This window comes from Actinomadura sp. KC216, assembly GCF_004348535.1.
GTDB lineage: Bacteria > Actinomycetota > Actinomycetes > Streptosporangiales > Streptosporangiaceae > Spirillospora.
On record NZ_SMJX01000153.1, the window covers coordinates 1 to 19,296 of the forward strand.

General features: G+C 73.4%; 17 protein-coding genes. 5 read left to right on the forward strand and 12 right to left on the reverse strand.

The genetic code is table 11. The annotated features are described in order from the left end of the window. Positions 1–411, forward strand: a 411-nt coding sequence (locus E1264_RS24560; RefSeq protein ID WP_132177427.1) for an MFS transporter, incomplete at its 5' end; no start/stop codon positions are given. 4 nt (positions 412–415) lie between these two features. Here E1264_RS24560 and E1264_RS24565 read toward each other — a convergent pair. From E1264_RS24565 to E1264_RS24580, 4 genes are read right to left on the reverse strand one after another with little or no spacing between them, the layout of a single operon-like run. After that, positions 416–3,799, reverse strand: a complete 3,384-nt coding sequence (locus E1264_RS24565; RefSeq protein WP_243711143.1) for an amino acid adenylation domain-containing protein — start codon at positions 3,797–3,799, stop codon at positions 416–418. 30 nt (positions 3,800–3,829) lie between these two features. Then, positions 3,830–4,639: an ABC transporter ATP-binding protein gene (locus tag E1264_RS24570; RefSeq protein WP_132177429.1), complete on the reverse strand. Its 810-nt coding sequence runs from the start codon at positions 4,637–4,639 to the stop codon at positions 3,830–3,832. Next, positions 4,636–5,676 (reverse strand): iron chelate uptake ABC transporter family permease subunit, encoded by a 1,041-nt coding sequence (locus E1264_RS24575; RefSeq protein WP_132177431.1) that lies wholly within the window; start codon positions 5,674–5,676, stop codon positions 4,636–4,638. The genes E1264_RS24570 and E1264_RS24575 overlap by 4 nt, the downstream gene beginning before the upstream one ends. After that, positions 5,673–6,728, reverse strand: a complete 1,056-nt coding sequence (locus E1264_RS24580) for an iron chelate uptake ABC transporter family permease subunit (RefSeq protein WP_132177433.1) — start codon at positions 6,726–6,728, stop codon at positions 5,673–5,675. Before E1264_RS24580 ends, E1264_RS24575 begins: the two co-directional genes overlap by 4 nt. A gap of 144 nt (positions 6,729–6,872) precedes the next feature. Here E1264_RS24580 and E1264_RS24585 point away from each other — a divergent pair, with 144 nt between their 5' ends. Beyond that, the gene (locus tag E1264_RS24585) at positions 6,873–7,268 is read left to right on the forward strand and encodes an STAS domain-containing protein (protein WP_165964350.1); all 396 of its coding nucleotides are present in this window, start codon (positions 6,873–6,875) and stop codon (positions 7,266–7,268) included. A gap of 48 nt (positions 7,269–7,316) precedes the next feature. Here E1264_RS24585 and E1264_RS24590 read toward each other — a convergent pair whose 3' ends face one another. From E1264_RS24590 to E1264_RS24620, 7 genes are read right to left on the reverse strand one after another with little or no spacing between them, the layout of a single operon-like run. After that, on the reverse strand, positions 7,317–8,297 hold the full coding sequence (locus E1264_RS24590; protein ID WP_132177437.1) for an aldo/keto reductase: 981 nt from the start codon (positions 8,295–8,297) through the stop codon (positions 7,317–7,319). Between the two features lie 14 nt (positions 8,298–8,311). Then, positions 8,312–9,418, reverse strand: a complete 1,107-nt coding sequence (locus E1264_RS24595) for a zinc-binding dehydrogenase (protein WP_132177439.1) — start codon at positions 9,416–9,418, stop codon at positions 8,312–8,314. A 29-nt stretch (positions 9,419–9,447) separates the two neighbouring features. Continuing rightward, entirely contained in the window at positions 9,448–10,320 is an 873-nt protein-coding gene (locus E1264_RS24600) for a branched-chain amino acid ABC transporter permease (protein WP_132177441.1), read from the reverse strand. Positions 10,321–10,378: 58 nt separating this feature from the next. Next, on the reverse strand, positions 10,379–11,545 hold the full coding sequence (locus E1264_RS24605) for an ABC transporter substrate-binding protein (RefSeq protein ID WP_132177443.1): 1,167 nt from the start codon (positions 11,543–11,545) through the stop codon (positions 10,379–10,381). 50 nt (positions 11,546–11,595) lie between these two features. Next, positions 11,596–13,377, reverse strand: coding sequence for an ATP-binding cassette domain-containing protein (locus E1264_RS24610; RefSeq protein WP_132177445.1), 1,782 nt, complete (start codon positions 13,375–13,377; stop codon positions 11,596–11,598). Then, a complete protein-coding gene (locus E1264_RS24615) occupies positions 13,374–14,171 on the reverse strand; it encodes an ABC transporter ATP-binding protein (protein WP_132177447.1) in 798 nt (265 codons plus the stop codon). The genes E1264_RS24610 and E1264_RS24615 overlap by 4 nt, the downstream gene beginning before the upstream one ends. Further along, on the reverse strand, positions 14,171–15,118 hold the full coding sequence (locus tag E1264_RS24620) for an alpha/beta hydrolase (RefSeq protein WP_132177449.1): 948 nt from the start codon (positions 15,116–15,118) through the stop codon (positions 14,171–14,173). The genes E1264_RS24615 and E1264_RS24620 overlap by 1 nt, the downstream gene beginning before the upstream one ends. Before the next feature lie 118 nt (positions 15,119–15,236). Between E1264_RS24620 and E1264_RS24625 the strand changes: the two genes are divergently transcribed. Continuing rightward, positions 15,237–16,643, forward strand: coding sequence for an amidohydrolase family protein (locus E1264_RS24625; RefSeq protein ID WP_132177451.1), 1,407 nt, complete (start codon positions 15,237–15,239; stop codon positions 16,641–16,643). 73 nt (positions 16,644–16,716) lie between these two features. Here the strand turns inward: E1264_RS24625 and E1264_RS24630 are convergent, their stop codons facing one another. After that, positions 16,717–17,733, reverse strand: coding sequence for an aldo/keto reductase (locus E1264_RS24630; RefSeq protein ID WP_132177453.1), 1,017 nt, complete (start codon positions 17,731–17,733; stop codon positions 16,717–16,719). A 108-nt stretch (positions 17,734–17,841) separates the two neighbouring features. On the opposite strand from E1264_RS24630, the gene E1264_RS24635 reads away from it, so the two are divergent. Then, a complete protein-coding gene (locus E1264_RS24635) occupies positions 17,842–18,831 on the forward strand; it encodes a methyltransferase dimerization domain-containing protein (RefSeq protein ID WP_132177455.1) in 990 nt (329 codons plus the stop codon). Continuing rightward, positions 18,828–19,296: SDR family NAD(P)-dependent oxidoreductase (locus E1264_RS24640; protein WP_207936134.1), on the forward strand; the 469-nt coding region annotated here is incomplete at its 3' end. The genes E1264_RS24635 and E1264_RS24640, both read left to right, overlap by 4 nt.

Sequence of the window (19,296 nt, forward strand, 5' to 3'; positions counted from 1 at the left end):
GTGCGGGCGCCCGGGATGGCGCTGCTCGTCGCGTCCGTCACCGGGTTCGCGACGCTCGCGTGCCTGGGCCTGGCACGTCACCCCGCGCTGGCCGTGGCGATCCTGTTCGCGTACGGGTTCGCGCAGTCGGTCGAGGAGATCCTGCGGTACGGGCTGATCCAGTCCCACACGCCGGACTCGCATCTCGGACGCGTCAACGCGCTCTGGGCGGCACAGGAGACGGGCGGCGGCGCGGTCGGCTCGCTGGGCGCCGGGGCCCTCGGCCGCTACCTCGCGCCGGGCGCGGCCATCGTCGTCTACGGGACGGTCAGCGCCGTCCTGGCACTGGCGTTGGCGCTGACCCTCACCGGGCTCCGGACGGCGACGCTGCGCCCGGAGCCCGACCCCGAACCGGCGCCCGAACCGGGCTGAGCCCTCAGCCGAGGCGGGCGGCGAGTTCCTCCTCGCTCATGGCCTCGACCTCCAGCCAGATCGCGGCGACGGCCTCCAGGCGTCCCGGCGTCTCCTGCAGCTCGGCGAAGCGGCGGCAGGCGCGCGCGACGGTCCGCTCGGCGAACAGCACCCGGACGGGCAGCGCGGTCGTGTCGAGCGCCTCCCGGAGCCGCGCGATCACGGTGGTGGCGAGGACGGAGTCGCCGCCGAGCGCGAAGAAGTCGGCGTCCGCGCCGACGCGCTCCTCCCCCACCACGTCGCCCATGATCCGGGCGAGGACCTTCTCCAGCGGCGTGCCCGGCTCGACGTAGGCACCGGACGCCTCCCCCGCCTCGGCGGCGGCCAGCGCGGCGAGCGCCTTCCGGTCGACCTTGCCGTTGGCGGTCAGCGGCAGCTCGTCCACGCGGACGAGCAGCTCGGGCACCATGTGCGGCGGCAGCAGCTCCCGGACGTGCGCGAGCACCGCGTCCCGGTCGAGGCCGTCCGGCCCCTCGACGGTGGCGGACAGGCGGCCGTTCGCCAGCAGCGCGACGGCCCGTCCCACGGCGGGGTGGTCGCGCAGCGCGGCCTCGACCTCGCCGAGCTCGATCCGGAACCCGCGGACCTTGACCTGGTGGTCGCGGCGGCCGAGGAATTCCAGGGAGCCATCGGGGCGGTAGCGGGCGAGGTCGCCCGTCCGGTACCAGCGGGCGCCCTCGTGGACGACGAACCGGTCGGCGGTGCGCTCCGGGTCGGCGGCGTAGCCGTCCGCGACGCCGGACCCGCCGATCCACAGCTCGCCCGCCACCCAGTCGGGGCGGTCGCGGCCGAGCTCGTCCACCACCCGGCACGCGACGCCGCGCAGCGGGACCCCGTACGGGACGGCGTGCCAGTCGGACGGCACCTCCCCCGCGACCTCCTGCACGGTGGAGTGGATCGCGGTCTCCGTCGTCCCGCCGAGCGCGACGAACCGGCAGCCGGGGGCGCGGTCGGCGAGCAGCGCGGGCAGGTGCGTGCCGACCCAGTCGCCGCCGAGCAGCACCAGCCGCAGGCTCTCGGCGCGGCCCGCGTACAGCAGCATCTCCAGCACGGACGGGACGCAGTTCAGCACCGTCACCGACCACCGCCGCACCAGCTCGGCCCACCGGACGGCGTCGCGGCGCTCGTCCTCGTCGGGGAGGACGACCGCGCCGCCCACGTGCCAGGGCGCGAACAGGTCGAACACCGACAGGTCGAAGTCGAGCGCGGAGATCCCGAAGGTGACGTCGTCCGGGCCGAGCGCGAACCGCTCGACGAGGTCGCCGATGGTGTTCATGGCCGCGCCGTGCGACACCTCGACGCCCTTCGGCTCGCCCGTCGACCCGGACGTGAACAGCACGTACGCCACCTGGCCGGGCCGGGTCTCCACCGGCTCCGCCAGGGGTTCGGCGTCCGCGATCCGGTCCGGGGTGAGCGACGCGGCGACGCGGGCGGCCGCGCGGATCCTGGCGCGGCGGGCCTCGGGCTGCTCCACGCCGATGGGGACGTAGGCGGCACCGGCGGCGAGGACGCCGAGGACGGCCGCGGCCTGGTCCGGGCCCTTCGCGAGCTCGACCGACACCCGGTCGCCGGGCCGCACGCCCTCCCCGGCCAGGCCGGACGCGATGCGCAGCGCGCGGGCGGCGAGCTCGCCGTAGGTGAGCGTGCCGCCGTCGCCCCAGTGCAGCGCCGGGGCGTCCGGGCGGAGGCGCGCGTGCTCGAAGAACCCTTCGGTCAGGGTGCGGGACGGCGGCGCGGGGGTCGCGTTCAGGGCGTGCCGGACGCGGAGCTGCGACGGCGGCGCCGCGACGCCGAGAGGCACGTTCCAATCGGCGCCGGGCGCGCCGAGACGGGTGATCGCGGAGGTGTAGGCGTCGAACATCGCCTCGGCGACGCCGTCCGGGAACGCGGGACGGCGCACGTCCCAGTTCAGCAGCAGGCCGCCGGACACCTCGGTGACCTGCGCGTCCAGCAGCACCTGCGGGCCCTGCGAGACGATCCAGCCCGGCTCGCCGAAGTGCCCGCGGACGCGGTCGCCGAACAGCTCGCCCAGGTTGAGCGCGCTGGTGTAGACGATCGGGGCGAGGACCTGCTCGCCGCGCAGCCGGGACAGGTCGCGCAGCACCTCCAGGCCGGAGTAGTCGCTGTGCGCGCCCGCCGTGTGCAGGTTCGCCTGGACGGCGCGGGCGCGCTCGATGAAGGGGAGGTCCTCGGTGAGGTCGGCCTCCAGCATGATGGAGCCGGTGAAGTCGCCGACGACCTTGTGTACGTCGGGGTGGACGGGCTCGCGGTGGAACAGCGGCAGGTTGAGCAGGAACCGGGGCGTCGCCGACCAGGCGCCGATGACCTCGGCGAACACCGCCGCGAGGGCCATGGCCGGGGTGACGCCCTCGGCGTGCGCGCGGGCGATGAGGCGGGCCTTGCCGTCCGGCGAGAGCCAGTGGTGCATGCGCTCGACGCGGTCACCGGGCTCGGGGACGACGGGCAGCTCGGGCGGTCCCGGCAGGTCGGCGAGGCGGTCGGCCCACCAGCGGCGGTCCTGCTCGCGGGCGCCGGCGCGGGGGTCGTCGGCGAGGTAGCGGGCGTAGCCGTAGCGGATCGGCGCGAGCGTCGCGCCCTCGTACAGGGCCGCGAGGTCGTCCAGCATGACGCGGTAGCTCATCGCGTCGGCGGCGACCATGTCGACGTCCAGGTGGAGGCGGGACGTCCCGCCGGGCAGCAGGCTGAGGCGGGCGTCGAAGACGCGGCCGTCCTCGATCGGGAGCCGCTGCCGCGACATCTCCGCGCGGATCGCCTCCAGCTCCGACTCGGGGTCGGCGGACGCGCGCAGGTCGTGGACGGTCATGGCGGGCCCTGGACGCTCGGGCAGGATGCGCTGCGTCCCGTCGTCGGACACGGCGACGCGGAGCATCGGGTGCCGCGCCACCAGGGCGCGGACGGCGTCCTCCAGCCGGGCGGGGTCGATCTCGCGGCCGTCCAGCTCGACGTACAGGTGCGCGGCGACGGAGCCGAGCGACTGGCCGGAGTCGCGGCCGATCCAGTAGGCGTGCTGCATCAGCGCGAGCGGGAACGGCCCGTCGGGTTCGATGTCGGCCGGGTCGAGCTCGTCCGGCTCGGCGTCGGCCGGGCCTGCGGACGCCTCGACCTGGCCCTTCTCGGCGAGGAGGGCCCACCAGCCGGCGAGCGTGGGGCGCTCGGCCAGCTCGGCGAACCGGATCTCGACGCCGCGGCGGCGCAGCCGCCCGGTCAGCTGCATGAGCCGGATCGAGTCCATCCCGAGCTCGATCAGGTTGTCGTCGGCCCCGGCGGGTTCGCCGAGCACCTCCTCCAGCGCGGCGTGCAGGTCTTCCCAGGTCAGCGCGGTGGGCACGGCACTCCCCTCTTTTTAGGTAAGGCTAACCTAATTGAGAGGTTTTCCGGCCGTCAACGCCCGCCGCCGGTCGGCCGGGACGATCAGCGGCGTGTCGGTCTCCGGGTCGGGGATGACGCGGCACGGCAGGCCGAACACGCGCTCCACGAGATCGGCGGTGACGATCTCCGCGGGCGCGCCCTCGGCGAGGATCTCGCCGCCGCGCATCGCGATCAGATGGGTCGCGTACCGGCAGGCGTGGTTGAGGTCGTGCAGCACCGCGACGAGCGTGCGCCCCTCCTCGTGGAGCCGCGCGCACAGGTCGAGGACCTCGATCTGGTGCGCGATGTCGAGGTAGGTCGTGGGCTCGTCCAGCAGCATGATGCCGGTCTCCTGGGCCAGGACGAGCGCCAGCCAGACCCGCTGCCGCTGGCCGCCGGACAGCTCGTCCACGACGCGTTCGGCGAGATCGGTGACGCCGACGGCGGCCATGGCCGCGCCGACCGCGGCCTCGTCCTCGCGGGACCACTGGCGCAGCAGGCCCTGGTGCGGGTAGCGGCCTCGCGCGACCAGATCGGCGACCGTGATGCCCTCAGGCGTCAACGGCGACTGCGGCAGCAGGCCGAGCCGCTTGGCGAGCCGCTTCGGCGGCAGCGCGGTGATCGGGGCGTCGTCCAGGTAGACGGTCCCCGCCCGGGGACGCAGGAGGCGGGCGAGGGCGCGCAGCAGCGTCGACTTCCCGCACGCGTTCGGCCCGACGATGACGGTGAACGACTCGTCCGGGATCTCCACCCCGAGGTTCTCGGCGACGACGCGCCGCTCGTAGGCCAGCGTGAGGTCGTCCGCGCGCAACCGGGTCATGCCATCCCCTTCCGTCCGGTGGTCGACAGCAGCCAGGCCAGGTACGCGCCGCCGAGGACGCCGGTGACGACACCGACCGGCATGGCGACCGGCAGGTGGAGCGAGATCAGATCGGCGGTGGCCAGCAGCGCGGCACCGGTCAGCGCGGCCGGCAGCAGGTGCGCACCCGACCGCCGCGTCAACCGCCGCGCCAGCTGCGGCGCGGCGAGCGCGACGAACGGGACCGGCCCTGCCGCCGCAGTGGCCGCCGCGACGAGGCCCACGCCCGCGACCATCAGCAGCATCCGGGTCCGCTGGACGGGAACGCCCAGCGCCTGCGCGGCGTCGTCGCCCAGCTCCCCCATGCCGAGCGGGCGGGCGAGGAGCAGCGCCGCCGGGACGAGCACGGCCAGGGCGATCGCGAGCGGGACGGCCTGGTCCCAGTCCCGCCCGTTCAGGCTGCCGGTCAGCCAGAACGCGGCCTCGTAGCCCTCGCGCAGCTCCGCGCGGGTGATGAGGTAGGAGTTCAGCGCCTGCAGCATCGCCGCCGCCGCGACGCCGATCAGCACCAGCCGGACGCCGTGCACCCCGCCGCCGCGCCGATAGGCGACCAGGTAGACGCCCACCGCCGTCAGCACCGACCCGGCGACCGAGCTGAGGGTGATCGCGACCGCGCCGCCGCCGAACACGAGGATCTGCAGCAGCGCGCCGGACGCCGACCCGGTGGTGAAGCCGATCAGGTCGGGGCTGCCGAGGGGGTTGCGGGAGATGCTCTGGAAGATCGCGCCGCTGAGGCCGAGCGCGAGCCCGGCGAGCAGCCCGGTCACGGCGCGCGGGAGGCGCAGCGTCGTGACGATGAAGTCGGTGGCCTGGTCGCCCTGCCCGACGAGGGCGCGCACCACGTCCGGCGGCGAGATCGGGAACTCCCCCGACCCGACGACGAGGACGGCCGCGGACGCCGCGACCAGCGCCAGCGCCCCGCACACCGCCGCGGCCCGCGGCTCCCAGCGCACCGACAGCGCGCCCGCGCGCACCGCCTTCACGCGCATCGCTCTCATAGGTCGCGTGTCCTTCCCCGCCGGACCATCACCATGAACAGCGGCGCCCCGAGGAACGCGGTGACGATCCCGGTCTCCAGCTCGCCGGGGGTGATGACCCGGCCGATGATGTCCGCGCCGAGGAGCAGGACGGGCGCGAGCAGCAGCGAGTAGGGCAGCACGAGCCGCTGGTCGGGACCGACCGCCGTCCGGACGATGAACGGCACGGCCAGCCCCAGGAACACGATCGGCCCGGCCGCCGCCGTCGCGGACCCGCACAGCACCACGACCGCGAGGGCGCCGAGCGCGCGCGTCCGTCCCGGGCGGGAGCCGAGCGCCTTGCCCGCCTCGTCGCCCATGCCGAGCGCGTTCAGCGGGCGGGCCAGCAGCAGCGCCAGGACCGTTCCGATCAGCACGAACGGCAGGATGCGGAGGAAGACCGACATGTCCCGCCCGCCGAGGCTGCCGACCTGCCAGAACCGGAAGCCGCCGAAGCTGGACGGGCTGAGCAGCATCAGCCCGGCCGTCAGCGCGGCGAACACGGCCTCGACGGCCGCCCCGGCGAGCACCAGCCGCGCGGGCGACGCGCCGCCGCGGCCCCGCGCGCCGATCATGTAGACGAGCATCGCCGCGCCCGCCGCGCCGAGGAACGCCGCCCACACGTAGACGAGCGGGTCGTCCACCTGGGTGGAGCCGATGACGATGACGACCGCGAGGGCCGCGCCGCCGTTCACGCCGAGCAGCCCCGGCTCGGCGAGCGGGTTGCGGGTGAGCGCCTGCATCACCGCGCCGGCCAGCCCGAGCGCCATCCCGACGGCGATGCCGAGCACCGTGCGCGGCAGCCGCAGCTCGTGGACGATCAGGTCGGGCCGCGAGGTGTCGTCCGGGGAGAGCGCCCCCGGCAGGACGCGCCCGAGCGGGACGTCCCCGGCCCCGATCGCGAGGCTCGCAAGGACCGTCAGCAGGAGCACCGCCGTCAGCAGGGCCAGCCCCCCGAGGTGGGCGGCGGGACCGCGCCGCCCGGCCGCATTCGGCGGGGTAGGCGAGGGTCGCCTGCGCACGGGGGTCAGCACGAGATAAGGCTAGCCTAAGCTAAACCGGTTGATAAAGGTCGTGGGCCGTTGCGGCGCGGACCCGGTCCCGGCCACCGGGACGCCGCATGACCTGCGCTGTCACGGGTAGGCGAGATGCCTGCGCGATGACAGAAGGTGATGAGTGTGTCGCACGACGCGGAGGAGCGGCCGGGCGCCGCGCGCCCCGACCGGCTGCAGGTCCGCAGCGAGGTCCGCGGGCCGTGCCTGCTCGTGGAAGCCGACGGCGAGATGACGCTCCCGACGGCGGGCGGGCTGCGCGAGCGGGTCCTCGCCGACATGACCCGGCTGGACGGGCCGCCGCGGGTCGTCCTGGACATCGGCGGGGTCGGTTTCTGCGACTCCTCCGGGCTCAACGCCCTGATCGTGCTGTGGAAGGCGGCGCGCGCGGGGGGCGGGGAGCTCGTCCTCGCCCGGCCGGAGCGGCGGTTCCGCACGATCATCGAGCGCAGCGGCCTGGACCGCCACCTCATCGCCTACGAGACGCCCGAGCAGGCCCTCGCCGCCCTGTGCGGATCCTGACCCGCACCGCTTGGGGGCCTCGCCGGGCCCCCAAGCAGTGGCGAGGGGTCAGGGGCCCTCGGGGTCGACGATGTCGCGGTCCGCCCAGAACGGCTCCATCAGGGAACGGAGCCGGTCCGCGCCGACGCGCTCCAGCACGTCCAGCGCCGCGATGTTGTCGGTGAGCTGCCGCATGCTCGTCGAGCCGAACAGCACGGTGGCCGTGGACGGGTGCGTGAGCGTGAACGCGATGCACAGCTGCGCCGGGCTCGCGTCCAGCTCCCGGCCCAGGTCGGCGAGGCCCTTCGCGGCCTCCTGGATGCGGCCCCGGATGTCGCCGGGGTCGCGGCCGATCTGCCGGGAGTCGCCCGACTTGCCGGCCAGGATGCCGCCCTCCAGGACGTCCGACGCCTGCAGCGACACGCCCGCGGCGAACACGGCCTCGAACGGCTCGCCGTCCGGGATCGAGCGGCGGCACGGGCTGTACTTCAGCTGCGCGAGCTGCGGGCCCGGCGACCCGGCGGCCAGCGCGTGCTCGCGGATCGTCCGGATGGCGGTGGCCGACCAGTTGTTGACGCCCCAGCAGCCGAGCAGGCCCTCCCGCTCCAGCGCGGCAAGGTCCTCGGCGAGCACCTTCAGGTCGAGGTCGTCGCTGCGGATGTCGCCGAGGACGGCCACGTCCGCGTGGTCGGCGCCGACCCGGAACAGCGCGTTGGTCAGCTGGTCGCGCATCGACTGCTCGGGGTACCCCTCCAGCCACAGCTTCGTGGACAGCAGGTAGTCGTCCCGGGCGACCCCGGCGGCGCGGACCATCGCGGAGAACAGCACGTCGGTGAACACCGGCGGGTGCACGCCCGGGATGCCGTAGACGGCGACGTCGAACAGGTTGATGCCGGAGTCGATGGCGTGGCGGAGCATCTTCACCGCGTCGCCGAAGTCCATCCGGTCGTAGGTGTGCCAGGAGCCGAGTGACAGGACAGACGCCTCGGGGCCTGCCGTGCCCAAGCGGCGGTGCGGGACCTTCCGGTCGGGGGTGTTCTGCGAAGACACGATGGGGGCGTTCCTTACCGGTTGGGGTTGATGACGGCCTTGACCTGCTCCAGCCGCGACATGGCCGACAGCGCGCCGGACGCGCCGTCGAGGACTTCCGGGGCGCTGAACAGGTCGTCCCAGGGGAAGCGGTCGCGGGATCCGCGCAGGAACTCGATGCTGCGGTACAGGTCGCCGACGTCGCCGTTCAGCGAGCCGAGCACGTTCAGCTCCTTGCCCATGATCGCGCCGAGGACGATCTCGTCCGGCTTCGGGCCGGTGCTGCCGACGATGACGAACCGGCCGCCGAACGCGGCCATCCCGACCGCCTCCGCGCCGACGCCGGGCGCCCCGGCGAGGTCGAGGACGAGCTCGGCGCCGCGCCCCTGCGTGGCCTCCATGACGGCGGCGACCCGGGACTCGGCGTCGCCGTCCAGCCCGATGGTCTCGTCGGCGCCGAAGCGGCGGGCGAGGTCGAGCCGGGCGTCCGGCGCGCCGATCGTGATCACCTTGCCGGCGCCCGACAGGCTCGCGACGGCCGTCGCGACGATGCCGAGCGCGCCCGCGCCCTGCACCACGACCGACGATCCGGGGCGCACTCCCCCGGCCCGGTCGAAGGCGTGCAGGACGGTCTTGACCGCGCACCCCGCGGACGCCGCCCAGGTGTCCTTCACCTCGTCGGGCAGGACGAGCTTCAGCGCCCCAGGCGTCACGTAGTTGTGCTGGGCGAGCCCGCCCGTCGCGTACGGGAAGCGGTCGGCGCGGAGCAGGAACCCGTAGCCGCGCTCGGAGCACGCGACCGGGTTGCGCAGGACGGTGCAGCCGTAGCAGTGCCCGCACACCGATTCCGACCACCCGATGCGGTCGCCGACCTTGACCTCCCGGCCGAGCGCGTCGCGGGTGCCGGAACCGACGGCGCAGACGGTGCCCATCGTCTCGTGGCCGAGGACGATCGGCAGCATCTCCGGGAACGCCATGGCGCCGGACCACAGGTGCACGTCCGTCGCGCACAGCGTCGCGCAGTCGACCCGGACGATCGCCGCGCCCGGCTCGCACTCGGCGGGCAGCGGCAGCTCCTCGATGCTCAGGTCCGCGCCGTGCTCGCGGAGCACGGCCGCCCTGGTAGAGGTCGGGTGGAGCATTCTTCCTCGTTTCTATTTCTCTACCGCGCTCAGCGGCTGTGCGCGGTGTCCCAGACCTCGCGGCGGCTGCGCCACCACAGGAGCACGAGGATCACCAGGAAGGGCACGACGCCCTGGTACTTCTGGATGGAGTCCACGGAGGACGACATGCCCTCCAGGCAGCCGACGATCAGGCCGCCGGCGAGCGTCAGCGGCAGGTTCTTGAACGCGCCGACCATCGCCACCGCCAGCGCGGTGCTGATCAGCCCGGCCAGGGTGCCGAAGTCGCCGCCGAGCCGCGGCGCGACCAGCACGATCACCAGCATCGTGATGGCGCCGACGCCGGACCAGACGCCGACGGCGAGCACCGGCGCGGGGATGCCGACCACCTGGGCCGTGCCGGGCCGCTCCGACAGCGCCTGCAGCTTCAGCCCGATCCGGGTGCGGGTCAGCATCAGCCCGACCCCCACCGTGATGAGCACCGCGAACGCCAGCGACACCAGCACCGACTGCGGGATGACGACGCCCCCGACCGTGAAGACGGGATCGCTGAACGGGTCCGGGAACCGGCGCGCGCCGGTGGTGGTGCCGCCGAACAGCCGCAGCCCGATCGCGGTGACCGCCACGTACACCGCGACCGTGACGGCGGCCTTCGTCCCCTCCCGGTGGCCCGCGAACCAGCGGGCGAGCGCCGCGCCGAACACGCCGGACAGCACCGCCGCGGACGCCAGGCCGACCAGCAGGGCCAGCCAGACGTTCAGGCCCTCGTCGGTGAGCGACACCATCACGAAGGCGCCCATCGCGCCGACGGCCGTCATCGCGAAGTTGACGACGGCGACGAGCCGGTAGGTCAGCACGACGCACAGGCCGAGCAGGGCGTAACCGCCGCCGCTGCTCAGCCCGGCGATCACAGAGTTCAGCATCGGATACCTCCGGTGGGCCCGGGCGCGCGGGGAGGCCCCGCGCGCCCGGTGCGCACGGCTACTTCTTGGTGGGGACGGTGAAGCCGCCGGGCAGGACCTTCCAGGCGCCGTTCTCGGCCTTGACGAACTGGCTGCCCTTGATCGGGTTGTGCTCGTTGCCGGGGCCGAAGACGTACGGGGTGCCGACCATCGGGTAGTTGATCGGCTTCATCTCCTTGAACGCCTTGGTCACCGACTCGCGGGTGATGTCGCCCTTGATGGTCTTGAGGACCTGGACGAAGACGTCCGCCGACATGACCGCGCCCTGGCTGAACGCCGTCTTCTGGATGCCGTTCTTCTCGACGATCTTGGACCAGCGGTCGTTGCCGGGCAGCGTCGGGTCGGTGTACGGCTGCCACTCGGTGCCGGCGTAGGCGTTCATGTCCGGCGGGATCACCTTGGCGTTGGCGTCGGTGTAGCTGTTCGCCGCCAGGATGAAGTCGACGTTCTGCATGCCCTGCGTCTTGGCCTGCTTGAACCACGGCCCGACCTGCGAGTTGTAGGCCACGGCCTGGCAGCCGGCGTTCTTGAGCCCCACCAGGTAGCGGGTCGGGTCGCCCTGGCCGACGTTGAGGTTCTTGTGCGCGAGCGTCTTGCCGGTGAGGTTCGTCCACTCCTTGATGGCCGCCTCGATGCCGCCGCCGCTGCCGGGCAGGACGGTGTAGGCGACGCAGACCTTGTCGCGCTTCAGCGTCTCGGACGCGTAGTACAGCATCGCCGTGGTGAGCGTGTACGGGCCGGGGTTCACCGGCGCGATGTTCGGGCTGGTGAAGCAGGACGGGTCGACGCCGATCGCCGGCACCGAGACGATCTTCTCCTTGCTGTAGGTGGCGCGGTTGACGCCGCAGTCCACCGCGCTGGAGGAGCCCGCGAGCGCGACCACGTTCTCGGACTTGATCAGCTGCCGGGCGGCCTGGCTGGAGCGCGCCGGGTCCATCGCGTCGTCCTTGCTGACCAGCTCCAGCTTCCGGCCGTTGATGCCGCCGGCCGCGTTGACCTCGTCGAAGACCGCCTTGACGGCCTTCGGGACCTCGGGCGTCTGGAACAGGCCCGTGATGCCGTTGATCGAGCCGACCTTGATCGGCCCGTCGCTGCCGCCGGAGTCCGAGCAGCCGGCGCCGGCGATGGAGATGAGGAGCGCGGCCGCGGCCGCTCCCGTGGCTGTGCGCGTGTAAGTGCGTTTCATCGATTGGGCCCTTATTTCACGGGGGAGGGTGGTTGGTTTCTCGGGACGGCTCAGGACGCCGGGACGTCCGCGGCCCCCAGATAGGCGGCCCTGACGGCGGGGTCCTCCAGTACCTCGCCGGTCGGGCCTGAGGCGATCACATTCCCGAAGTCCAGGACGGTGACCTGCTCGCACACCGCCTGGACCAGCTCCATGTCGTGCTCGACCAGCAGGATCGACACCCCGAACGCCTCCGGGACGGCGGTGAGCCGGGCGCCGAGCGCCAGCGACTCGGCCGCGGACTGCCCGGCGGCGGGCTCGTCCAGCAGCGCGACCTTGGGCCGCGCCGCGATCGCCGCCGCGACGTCGAGGAGCCTGCGGCTGCCGGCGTCCACGATGGACACCGGGACCTGGCCGGGCGGGCAGCCGAAGAACTCCAGCAGCTCGTCGGCCTCGGCGCGGGTCAGCCGCCGGCCCGCACCGATCGTCAGGTACTCGTACTGCGTGAGTTCGGGAGCGATGGCGGTGGTCTGGAAGGTGCGGCGCAGCCCGAGCGTCGCGCGCTTGTTCGGGGAGAGCCGGTCCAGCGGCCGTCCGGCCAGCTCGACCGCGCCCTGGTAGCCGACGAACCCGCTGACCGCCGCGATGAACGTGGACTTGCCGGCGCCGTTCGGGCCGATGAGCCCGACGACCCCGCCCTCCGGGACGGTCAGGTCGACGCCGCCGAGCGCGACGACCTCGCCGAACTTGACGGTCAGCCCCTTGACGGTGAGGAGCGGCGGCCGGTCGCCCGCGGGACGCGGCGCGGGCACCGCGGCGGGCGCGACCGCCGTCTCGGCCTTCCCGCCGCCCGCGGCCCGCTCCCCGGCGGGCGTCTCCTCGGACGACTTCTCCTCGGCGGCCTTCAGCATCTTGCGGGCGCCGGCCTCCCGTTTGCGCATCCGGGTGAGGTCGGTATGGCTCAGCCCGCTGCGCAGCGCGAGCAGCGCGCCGACGCCGAAGAGCACGCCGCCGAAGTCCTGCGGCAGCGAGATCTTCTCCATGATCGTGCCCATGATCGCGCCGAAGATCCCGCCGATCACGGCCCCCTCCGGGTGGTGCGGGCCGATCATGACGGCGACCGCGAACAGGGCCAGGGACTGGCCCATCGCGAAGTTCTGCGGCACCACCAGGCTGAGCTGGCCGGCCAGCAGCCCGCCGCCGATCCCGGCGACGAACGCGCTGATCGCGAAGGCGGCGAGCTTGCTGCGCGCCACCGAGATGCCGTGCGCCGCGGCGGACCGCTCGGAGTGCCGCAGCTCGTACCAGGACAGCCCGAGCCGGGTCCTGCCGATGATCCCGAGCGCGAGGGCCAGCACGGTGAACACGATCATGCAGAAGACGAAGTAGCCGCCGTCGGTGTCGAACGGGGCGGGCCGGTCCAGCGTCGTCAGGTCCTTGGCGCCCGGGAACTCGTTGACGTTCAGGACGATGTCGGTGGACACCGCGAACCCGAATGTCACCACGGCGAGGTTGACGCCGCGGATGCGCAGCGCCGGCAGCCCGATCGCGACGCCGACGGGCACCGCGGCGAGCCCGCCGAGAAGCAGCCACAGGTAGAAGCCGCCGGGCGCCTCCGCCACGTTCAGCCGCAGCATGACCCACGCGCCGATCGCCGCGAACGACATCTGGCACAGCGAGATGACGCCGGCCCTGCCGACGATCACGCCGAAGCTCAGCATGATCACCGCGCTGATCGCGGCGCTGATCGCGAGGTAGATCCAGTACGGCGGCAGCACCAGGGGCAGCACCGCGCATGCGAGGACCGCGGCGCCGACGCCGGTGCCGAGGCTCCGCTTGTCCAGCACGTTCATTCAGGCTCGCTCTCAGGATTGCCAGAGTCCTGGCTGTTCCGGGGGGTGTGGGGGGTCGTCCCCCCACCGGGGCCGGATGCGGCGGCGCGCTGCGGCGGCCCGCCGAAGTAGAGCCGGTGCAGGCGCTGCTCGTCACCGCGCAGCTCCTCGCACGGGCCGGAGAAGACCACGCCGCCCTTGCGCAGGACGTGGACGTGGCTGCCGATGTCGAGGGCCAGGTTCGCGAACTGCTCGATCAGCACGACCGCGATGCCCATCCCGGCCAGCTCGCCGACCGTGCCCATGAGCCGGCGCACCACCATCGGCGCGAGGCCCAGCGACATCTCGTCGATCACGACGACCTTCGGCGACGAGACCAGCGCCCGGCCGAGCACGAGCATCTGCTGCTCGCCGCCCGACAGGTGGCCGGCCTGCAGGGTCCGCCGCTTGTCCAGCTCGGGGAAGAGCTTGTAGACGGTCGCGAGGTCGCCGTCGCCGGACTGGGAGACGAGCAGGTTCTGCTCGACGGTCAGCGTCCGGAAGGTGGTGCGCGCCTGCTCGACGTAGCCGAGCCCGGCCTTCGCCCGCTTGTAGGGCGGGAGCTTCTCGATGGGCGTCCCGTCCAGCTTGATCGTGCCCGCCTTGACGGGGGCGAGGCCGGCGATGCCGTCCATCAGGGTGGTCTTGCCCGCGCCGTTCGCGCCGAGGACGACGGTGACCGCGCCCGGGGCGGCGTCGAGCGTGACGTCGTGGATGACCGGGACCTCGGCCCGGTTGACCTTGACGCCGTCGAGGGCGAGTGCCGGAGCGGTCATCAGTCGCCTTCCATGCCGAACGCGGAGCGGAGCGCGGCGGCGGCCTTGGCCTGGGCCTCCTTGGCGGCCGTCAGCTCGGTGGCGAGCGGGCCGAAGAAGGCGTGGATGATGCCGTCGTAGCGGACCAGCTCGGTCGGGACGCCCGCCTCCGTCAGCCGCGCGGCGTATTCCTCGCCCTCGTCGCGGAGCACGTCGCACTCCGCCTCCAGGACCAGGGCCGGAGCCAGGCCCTTGAGATTATCCGAACGCAGGGGCAACAGATACGGATTGTCCAGGTCATCCGGGCTGGTCGGGTAGGTGGTGAAGAACCAGTCCATGCTCGACTTGGAGAGGAAGTACCCTTCGGCGTACTCGGCGTAGGAGGCGCGCCCGTCGTCCGGGTGGCCGAGGACGGGCGACACGAGAACCTGGAGGGCCAGCTCGGGGCCGCCGAGGTCGCGGGCCTTGAGGGCGGCGACGGCGGCGAGGTTGCCGCCCGCGCTCTCACCGCCGACGGCGATGCGGGACGGGTCGGCGCCGACCTCCCTGCCGTGCTCGGCGACCCAGGAGACGGCGGCGTAGGCGTCCTCCGCGGCGGCGGGGAAGGGGTTCTCGGGTGCGAGCCGGTAGTCGACGGACAGGACGATCACCTCCGCGGCGGCGCAGACCGCGCGGCAGGAGTACTCGTTCTCGTCGAGGCCGCCGATCGTCCAGCCGCCGCCGTGGTACCAGACGAAGGTGGGGAACGGGCCGGGGCCCTTGGGGGTGTACACGCGGACGGGCAGCTCACCGGCCGGACCGGGGATGGTGGTGTCGGCGACGGAACCCACCTCGGGCAGGTCGTCGGGCATCACCCACATCTGGGCGAACCCCTCGCGCATCGCCACGACGTCGAGCGGTCCTGAAGCGTTCGGGTCCTCGGCAGGGGTGCGGTCGATGATCCGCTGCGCCTCGGGATCCAGGGGCATCGTTTACCTCCGAAGGCCCGGCGTGTCCGTGCCCGTCGGGCCGGACACTCCAAAATCGTATCTGATTCCGTGTACGTTAATTGCATACCATCGACGGTGTCCAGAGTTGGAGCAGGATATGCCGGATGTTTCCTTCGCCGACCTTGTCCTGACCGGTGGCCGTGTCCACACGGTCGACGGTCGCGACCGGGTCGCCGAGGCGGTCGCCGTCCGCGGCGGCCGTATCGCGCGCGTGGGCGCGGCCGAAGAGATGGCCCCGCTGACCGGTCCCGCCACGCGGGTGGTCCGGTTGGGGGGCCGGTCGGTCCTGCCCGGCATCAACGACTCCCATCTGCACGGATTGTGGCTCGGAGCGATGTGGCCGAACCTGCTGATGGATCAGCTGGCCGGATCCGGCGGCGGCCACCCCCACGGGGGCGACGGCCACTCGCACGAGCCCCCTTCCGCACCGTCCCGGCTGGAGACCGCCGACGACCGCCGCCGGGCCATCCTGCGCACCGCCGACCTGCTGGCCTCGTTCGGGATCACCAGCTACACCGAGCCGGGCCTCGGGCCCGGCGAGGACGACGGCGCCACCGGCTGCTTCGGCTCCGCCGCCCTGTACGACTACGCCGACCTGGCCGCGCGGGGCCTGCTCAAGGCGCGGGTGACCGCGCTGCTGCTGTTCGGGGAGCTGGACGGCCGCAGCACGGCGCAAGACCTGCTGGACGGGCTGCGCGACTTCAAGCCGCCCGCCGGCGTGCCCGGCCGGTTCCGGGTCGCGGGCGTGAAGATATTCGCCGACGGCATCCCGCCGATGCGCACCGCGTGGACGGACCGCCCCTACACCGACGGCTCGCACGGCGCCCTGCTGATCGACGGCCGCTCCGACGACCGGCGGGAGGAGGCGCTGCGCGCGATGATCGACGCGGCGCACGCCGCCGGGCACCAGATCGGCGTGCACGCGACCGGCGACGCCACGACCCGGGTCGTGGCCGACGCGCTGGCGGCGGCGCTGCGGCGGGACGAGCGCGACGCCCGGCACTACGTCATCCACGGCGACCTGCTCTCGCCGCGGACGCTGACCGTCATGTCGGCCGCCGGGATCGGGCTGAACACCCAGGCCGGGATCCCGGTCGCGACCGAGCCGATGCTCGCCGACGCCCTCGGCGAGGCCGCCCTGCGCGACGCGTGGCCGACCCGCGACGCGCTGGACGCCGGCGTCCGGCTGTGCCTCAGCTCCGACTCCCCCGTGCTGACCCCGGACTGGCGGGCCGGGCTGGCGGCGGCGGTGACGCGCCGCGGCCTGGACGGCTCCGTCCGCGGGGAGGCGCAGCGGCTCGCGCTCGCCGAGGCGCTGCGCGCCTACACGATCACGCCCGCGTGGCAGGACGGCGAGGAGGACGTGAAGGGCTCGATCGAGCCCGGAAAGGTCGCCGACCTGTGCGTCCTCGACGGCGACCTGTACGGGACGGACCCGCAGGACCTGCCGTCGGTGCCGGTGCGGATGACCGTCCTGGACGGCGAGGTCGTCTACGAGCTCTGAGCGGGCCGGGCAGGCGGGGCGGGCCGCACCGGCGGCCCGCCCGGTCGGCCCGGGCAGCCTGGTCGGCGGCTCGTCAGCGGCAGGGGACGGCGTCGTCGCGGGCCGCGGACGGCGCGTCGGTTCCCCAGGAGGCCGCGGGGTCGACGACGCCCTCGTCGAGCCACAGCCCGGCCACGGCCTCGCGCAGCTCGTCGCCGTGCCGGGCGCAGAGGCCGAGCGCGGCCAGGTTGTTCTCCAGCTGCTCGGCTCTGCTGACACCGACCAGGACGTTCGCGACCGCCGGGTGGGCCAGGCAGAACGCGATGGCGAGCTGCGCGGGCGTGACACCGAAGTCGTCGGCGATGCGGCGGATCTCGGGAAAGGCGGCGCGGATCCGGTCACGGATCCCGCCGGGGTCGGCGCCGATCTTGCGCTCGGGGTCGAGCTTCCCGGCGAGGATGCCGCCCTCCAGCACATCGGAGGCCTGCAGCGCGAGCCCCTCCTCGGCGAACAGCCGGGCGTACAGCGGGCCCTCCGGCACCGACCGCCGGGCCAGGTTGTACTTGAGCTGGGCGAACGACGGCGGCACCAGGCCCTCGGCGGCCGCGAACCGGCAGGCGAACAGCACGTCGCAGGCCGACCAGTTGTTCACGCCCCAGGACGCGAACCGGCCGGCGCGGACGAGCTCCGACACGTCCGTCACGACGGCCTGCAGATCGGGCCGCTCCATGAAGTCGCCGACCACCACCGTGTCCGCGCGGTCGGTCCCGATGCGGCCGAGCGACACCGTGATCTGCTCGGCGAACGAGGACGCCGGGTATTCCCACAGCCAGAGCTTCCCGCACAGAAGGTAGTCTTCGCGTGCGATTCCGGCATCTCGGATCGCCTGCCCGAAAAGGATGTCCGTGACGGCGTTCTCGGCGTGCGGACCGAAGTTGTAGTGCGCGACGTCGAACATGTTCACGCCGCGGTCGACCGCGAGGCGGACCAGCTCCGCCGCGTCCTCGGGGTCCATGCGGTCCCAGGTGTTCCAGGAGCCGAGCGCGAGGAGCGGGACCTCCGGGCCGTGCACGCCGAGCCGCCGCCGCGGCACCCGTTCTGCGAACTCCATCGTGAGCCTCCGGTGAGGGGTGGTCGGCCTCAGAGGGCGAACCCCTGGCCGTCTCTGTGTTGGATCGTATAGCATCCTGCATATTCTCACCGCGAAGGAGAAAGTTTGATGTCGCATCCCTCCCCGGGCGCCGACCCCTCGTCCATCCTCGGCGTCGCCACCGGCTACATGGCCGCCAAGCAGCTGTTCGCGGCGAGTGAGGCCGGCGTGTTCGCCGCGCTGGCGGACGGCCCCGCGACGGCCGCCGAGCTGGCCGGCCGGGCCGGGCTGCCGGAACGCACCGCCCGCATCCTCGCCGACACCATGTCCGGTTTCGGCCTGCTGAAGCGCGAGAACGGCCGCTATGCCAACTCCCCGGCCACCGCCGCGTACCTGGCGGGCGACGAGGGCATCGACCTGCGCCCGTTCCTGGCCTTCCTCGACGCGATCAGCTACCCGCACTGGCTCGGCTTCGCCGCCACCACGGCCAGCGCGGAGCCGCAGCCGCTCGACTTCTCCGGCGACCGGATGCAGACGTTCATGACGGGCGTGATGACCTACAACTCCCTGCACGCGAGGATGCTTGCAGAGAACTTCGACTTCACCCCCTTCTCCCGCATCCTGGACTTCGGCGGGCTGTCGGGCGCGTTCCTCGTCGAGGCGCTGCGCACCGCCGAGAAGGCGCACGGCACGTTCGTCGCGCCCGGCGACTTCCTGGAGTTCACCCGCAAGGCCCTGGAGGACGCGGGCCTCGCCGACCGCAGCGACGTCATCGAGTCCGACCCGCTGACCGGCGAGCTCCCGGACGGCTTCGACTGCGTCCTGCTGGAGCACGTCGTCCACCGCTTCGACGCCGACCAGAACAAGATCCTGATCGAGAAGGCCCGCCGCGCCGCCGCGCCCGGCGCCACCCTCGTCCTGCTCGACTTCTTCCTGGACGACGACCCCGAGCAGCGCGCCATCGACGCCCTGCACGCCGGGGAATACCTGGTCATCGACGGCACGATCGTCTACCCCGAGGACGAGGTCCGCGGCTGGCTCAGCGCCACCGGCTGGGAGCCGGTCGAGACCCGCGCGCTGCCCGGCAGCCCGCGCATCATCATCGCGGAGGCGAAGTGAGCGCGGCTTCCCCCCGAGGGGGGACGACCCCCCACACCCCCCGGAGCGCCTCCGGCGCCGGCAGGGTCGTCCTGGTCACGGGCGGCGCGAGCGGCATCGGCCGCGGGGTCGCGGCCGCGTTCGCCGCCGCCGGTGACCGCGTCGTGATCGCCGACCGGGACGCCGAGGCCGCCGCCAGGGTGGCCAAGGAGCTGGACGGCCACGCCGTCACCATGGACATCACCGACCCGGCGGCGGTCACCGCAGGCGTCGCGCACGTCGCCGAGACCGCCGGCCCGGTCGAGGTCCTGGTCAACAACGCCGGCCTCGTCGCGGGCGGCGGGCCCCTCACGTCGCTGCCCATGGAGGTCTTCGACACGGTCGTCGCGGTCAACCTGCGCGGCACGTTCACCGTCACCCAGGCGGTGGCGAACCAGATGATCGAGCACGGCACCAAGGGCCGCATCGTCAACATCAGCTCGATCG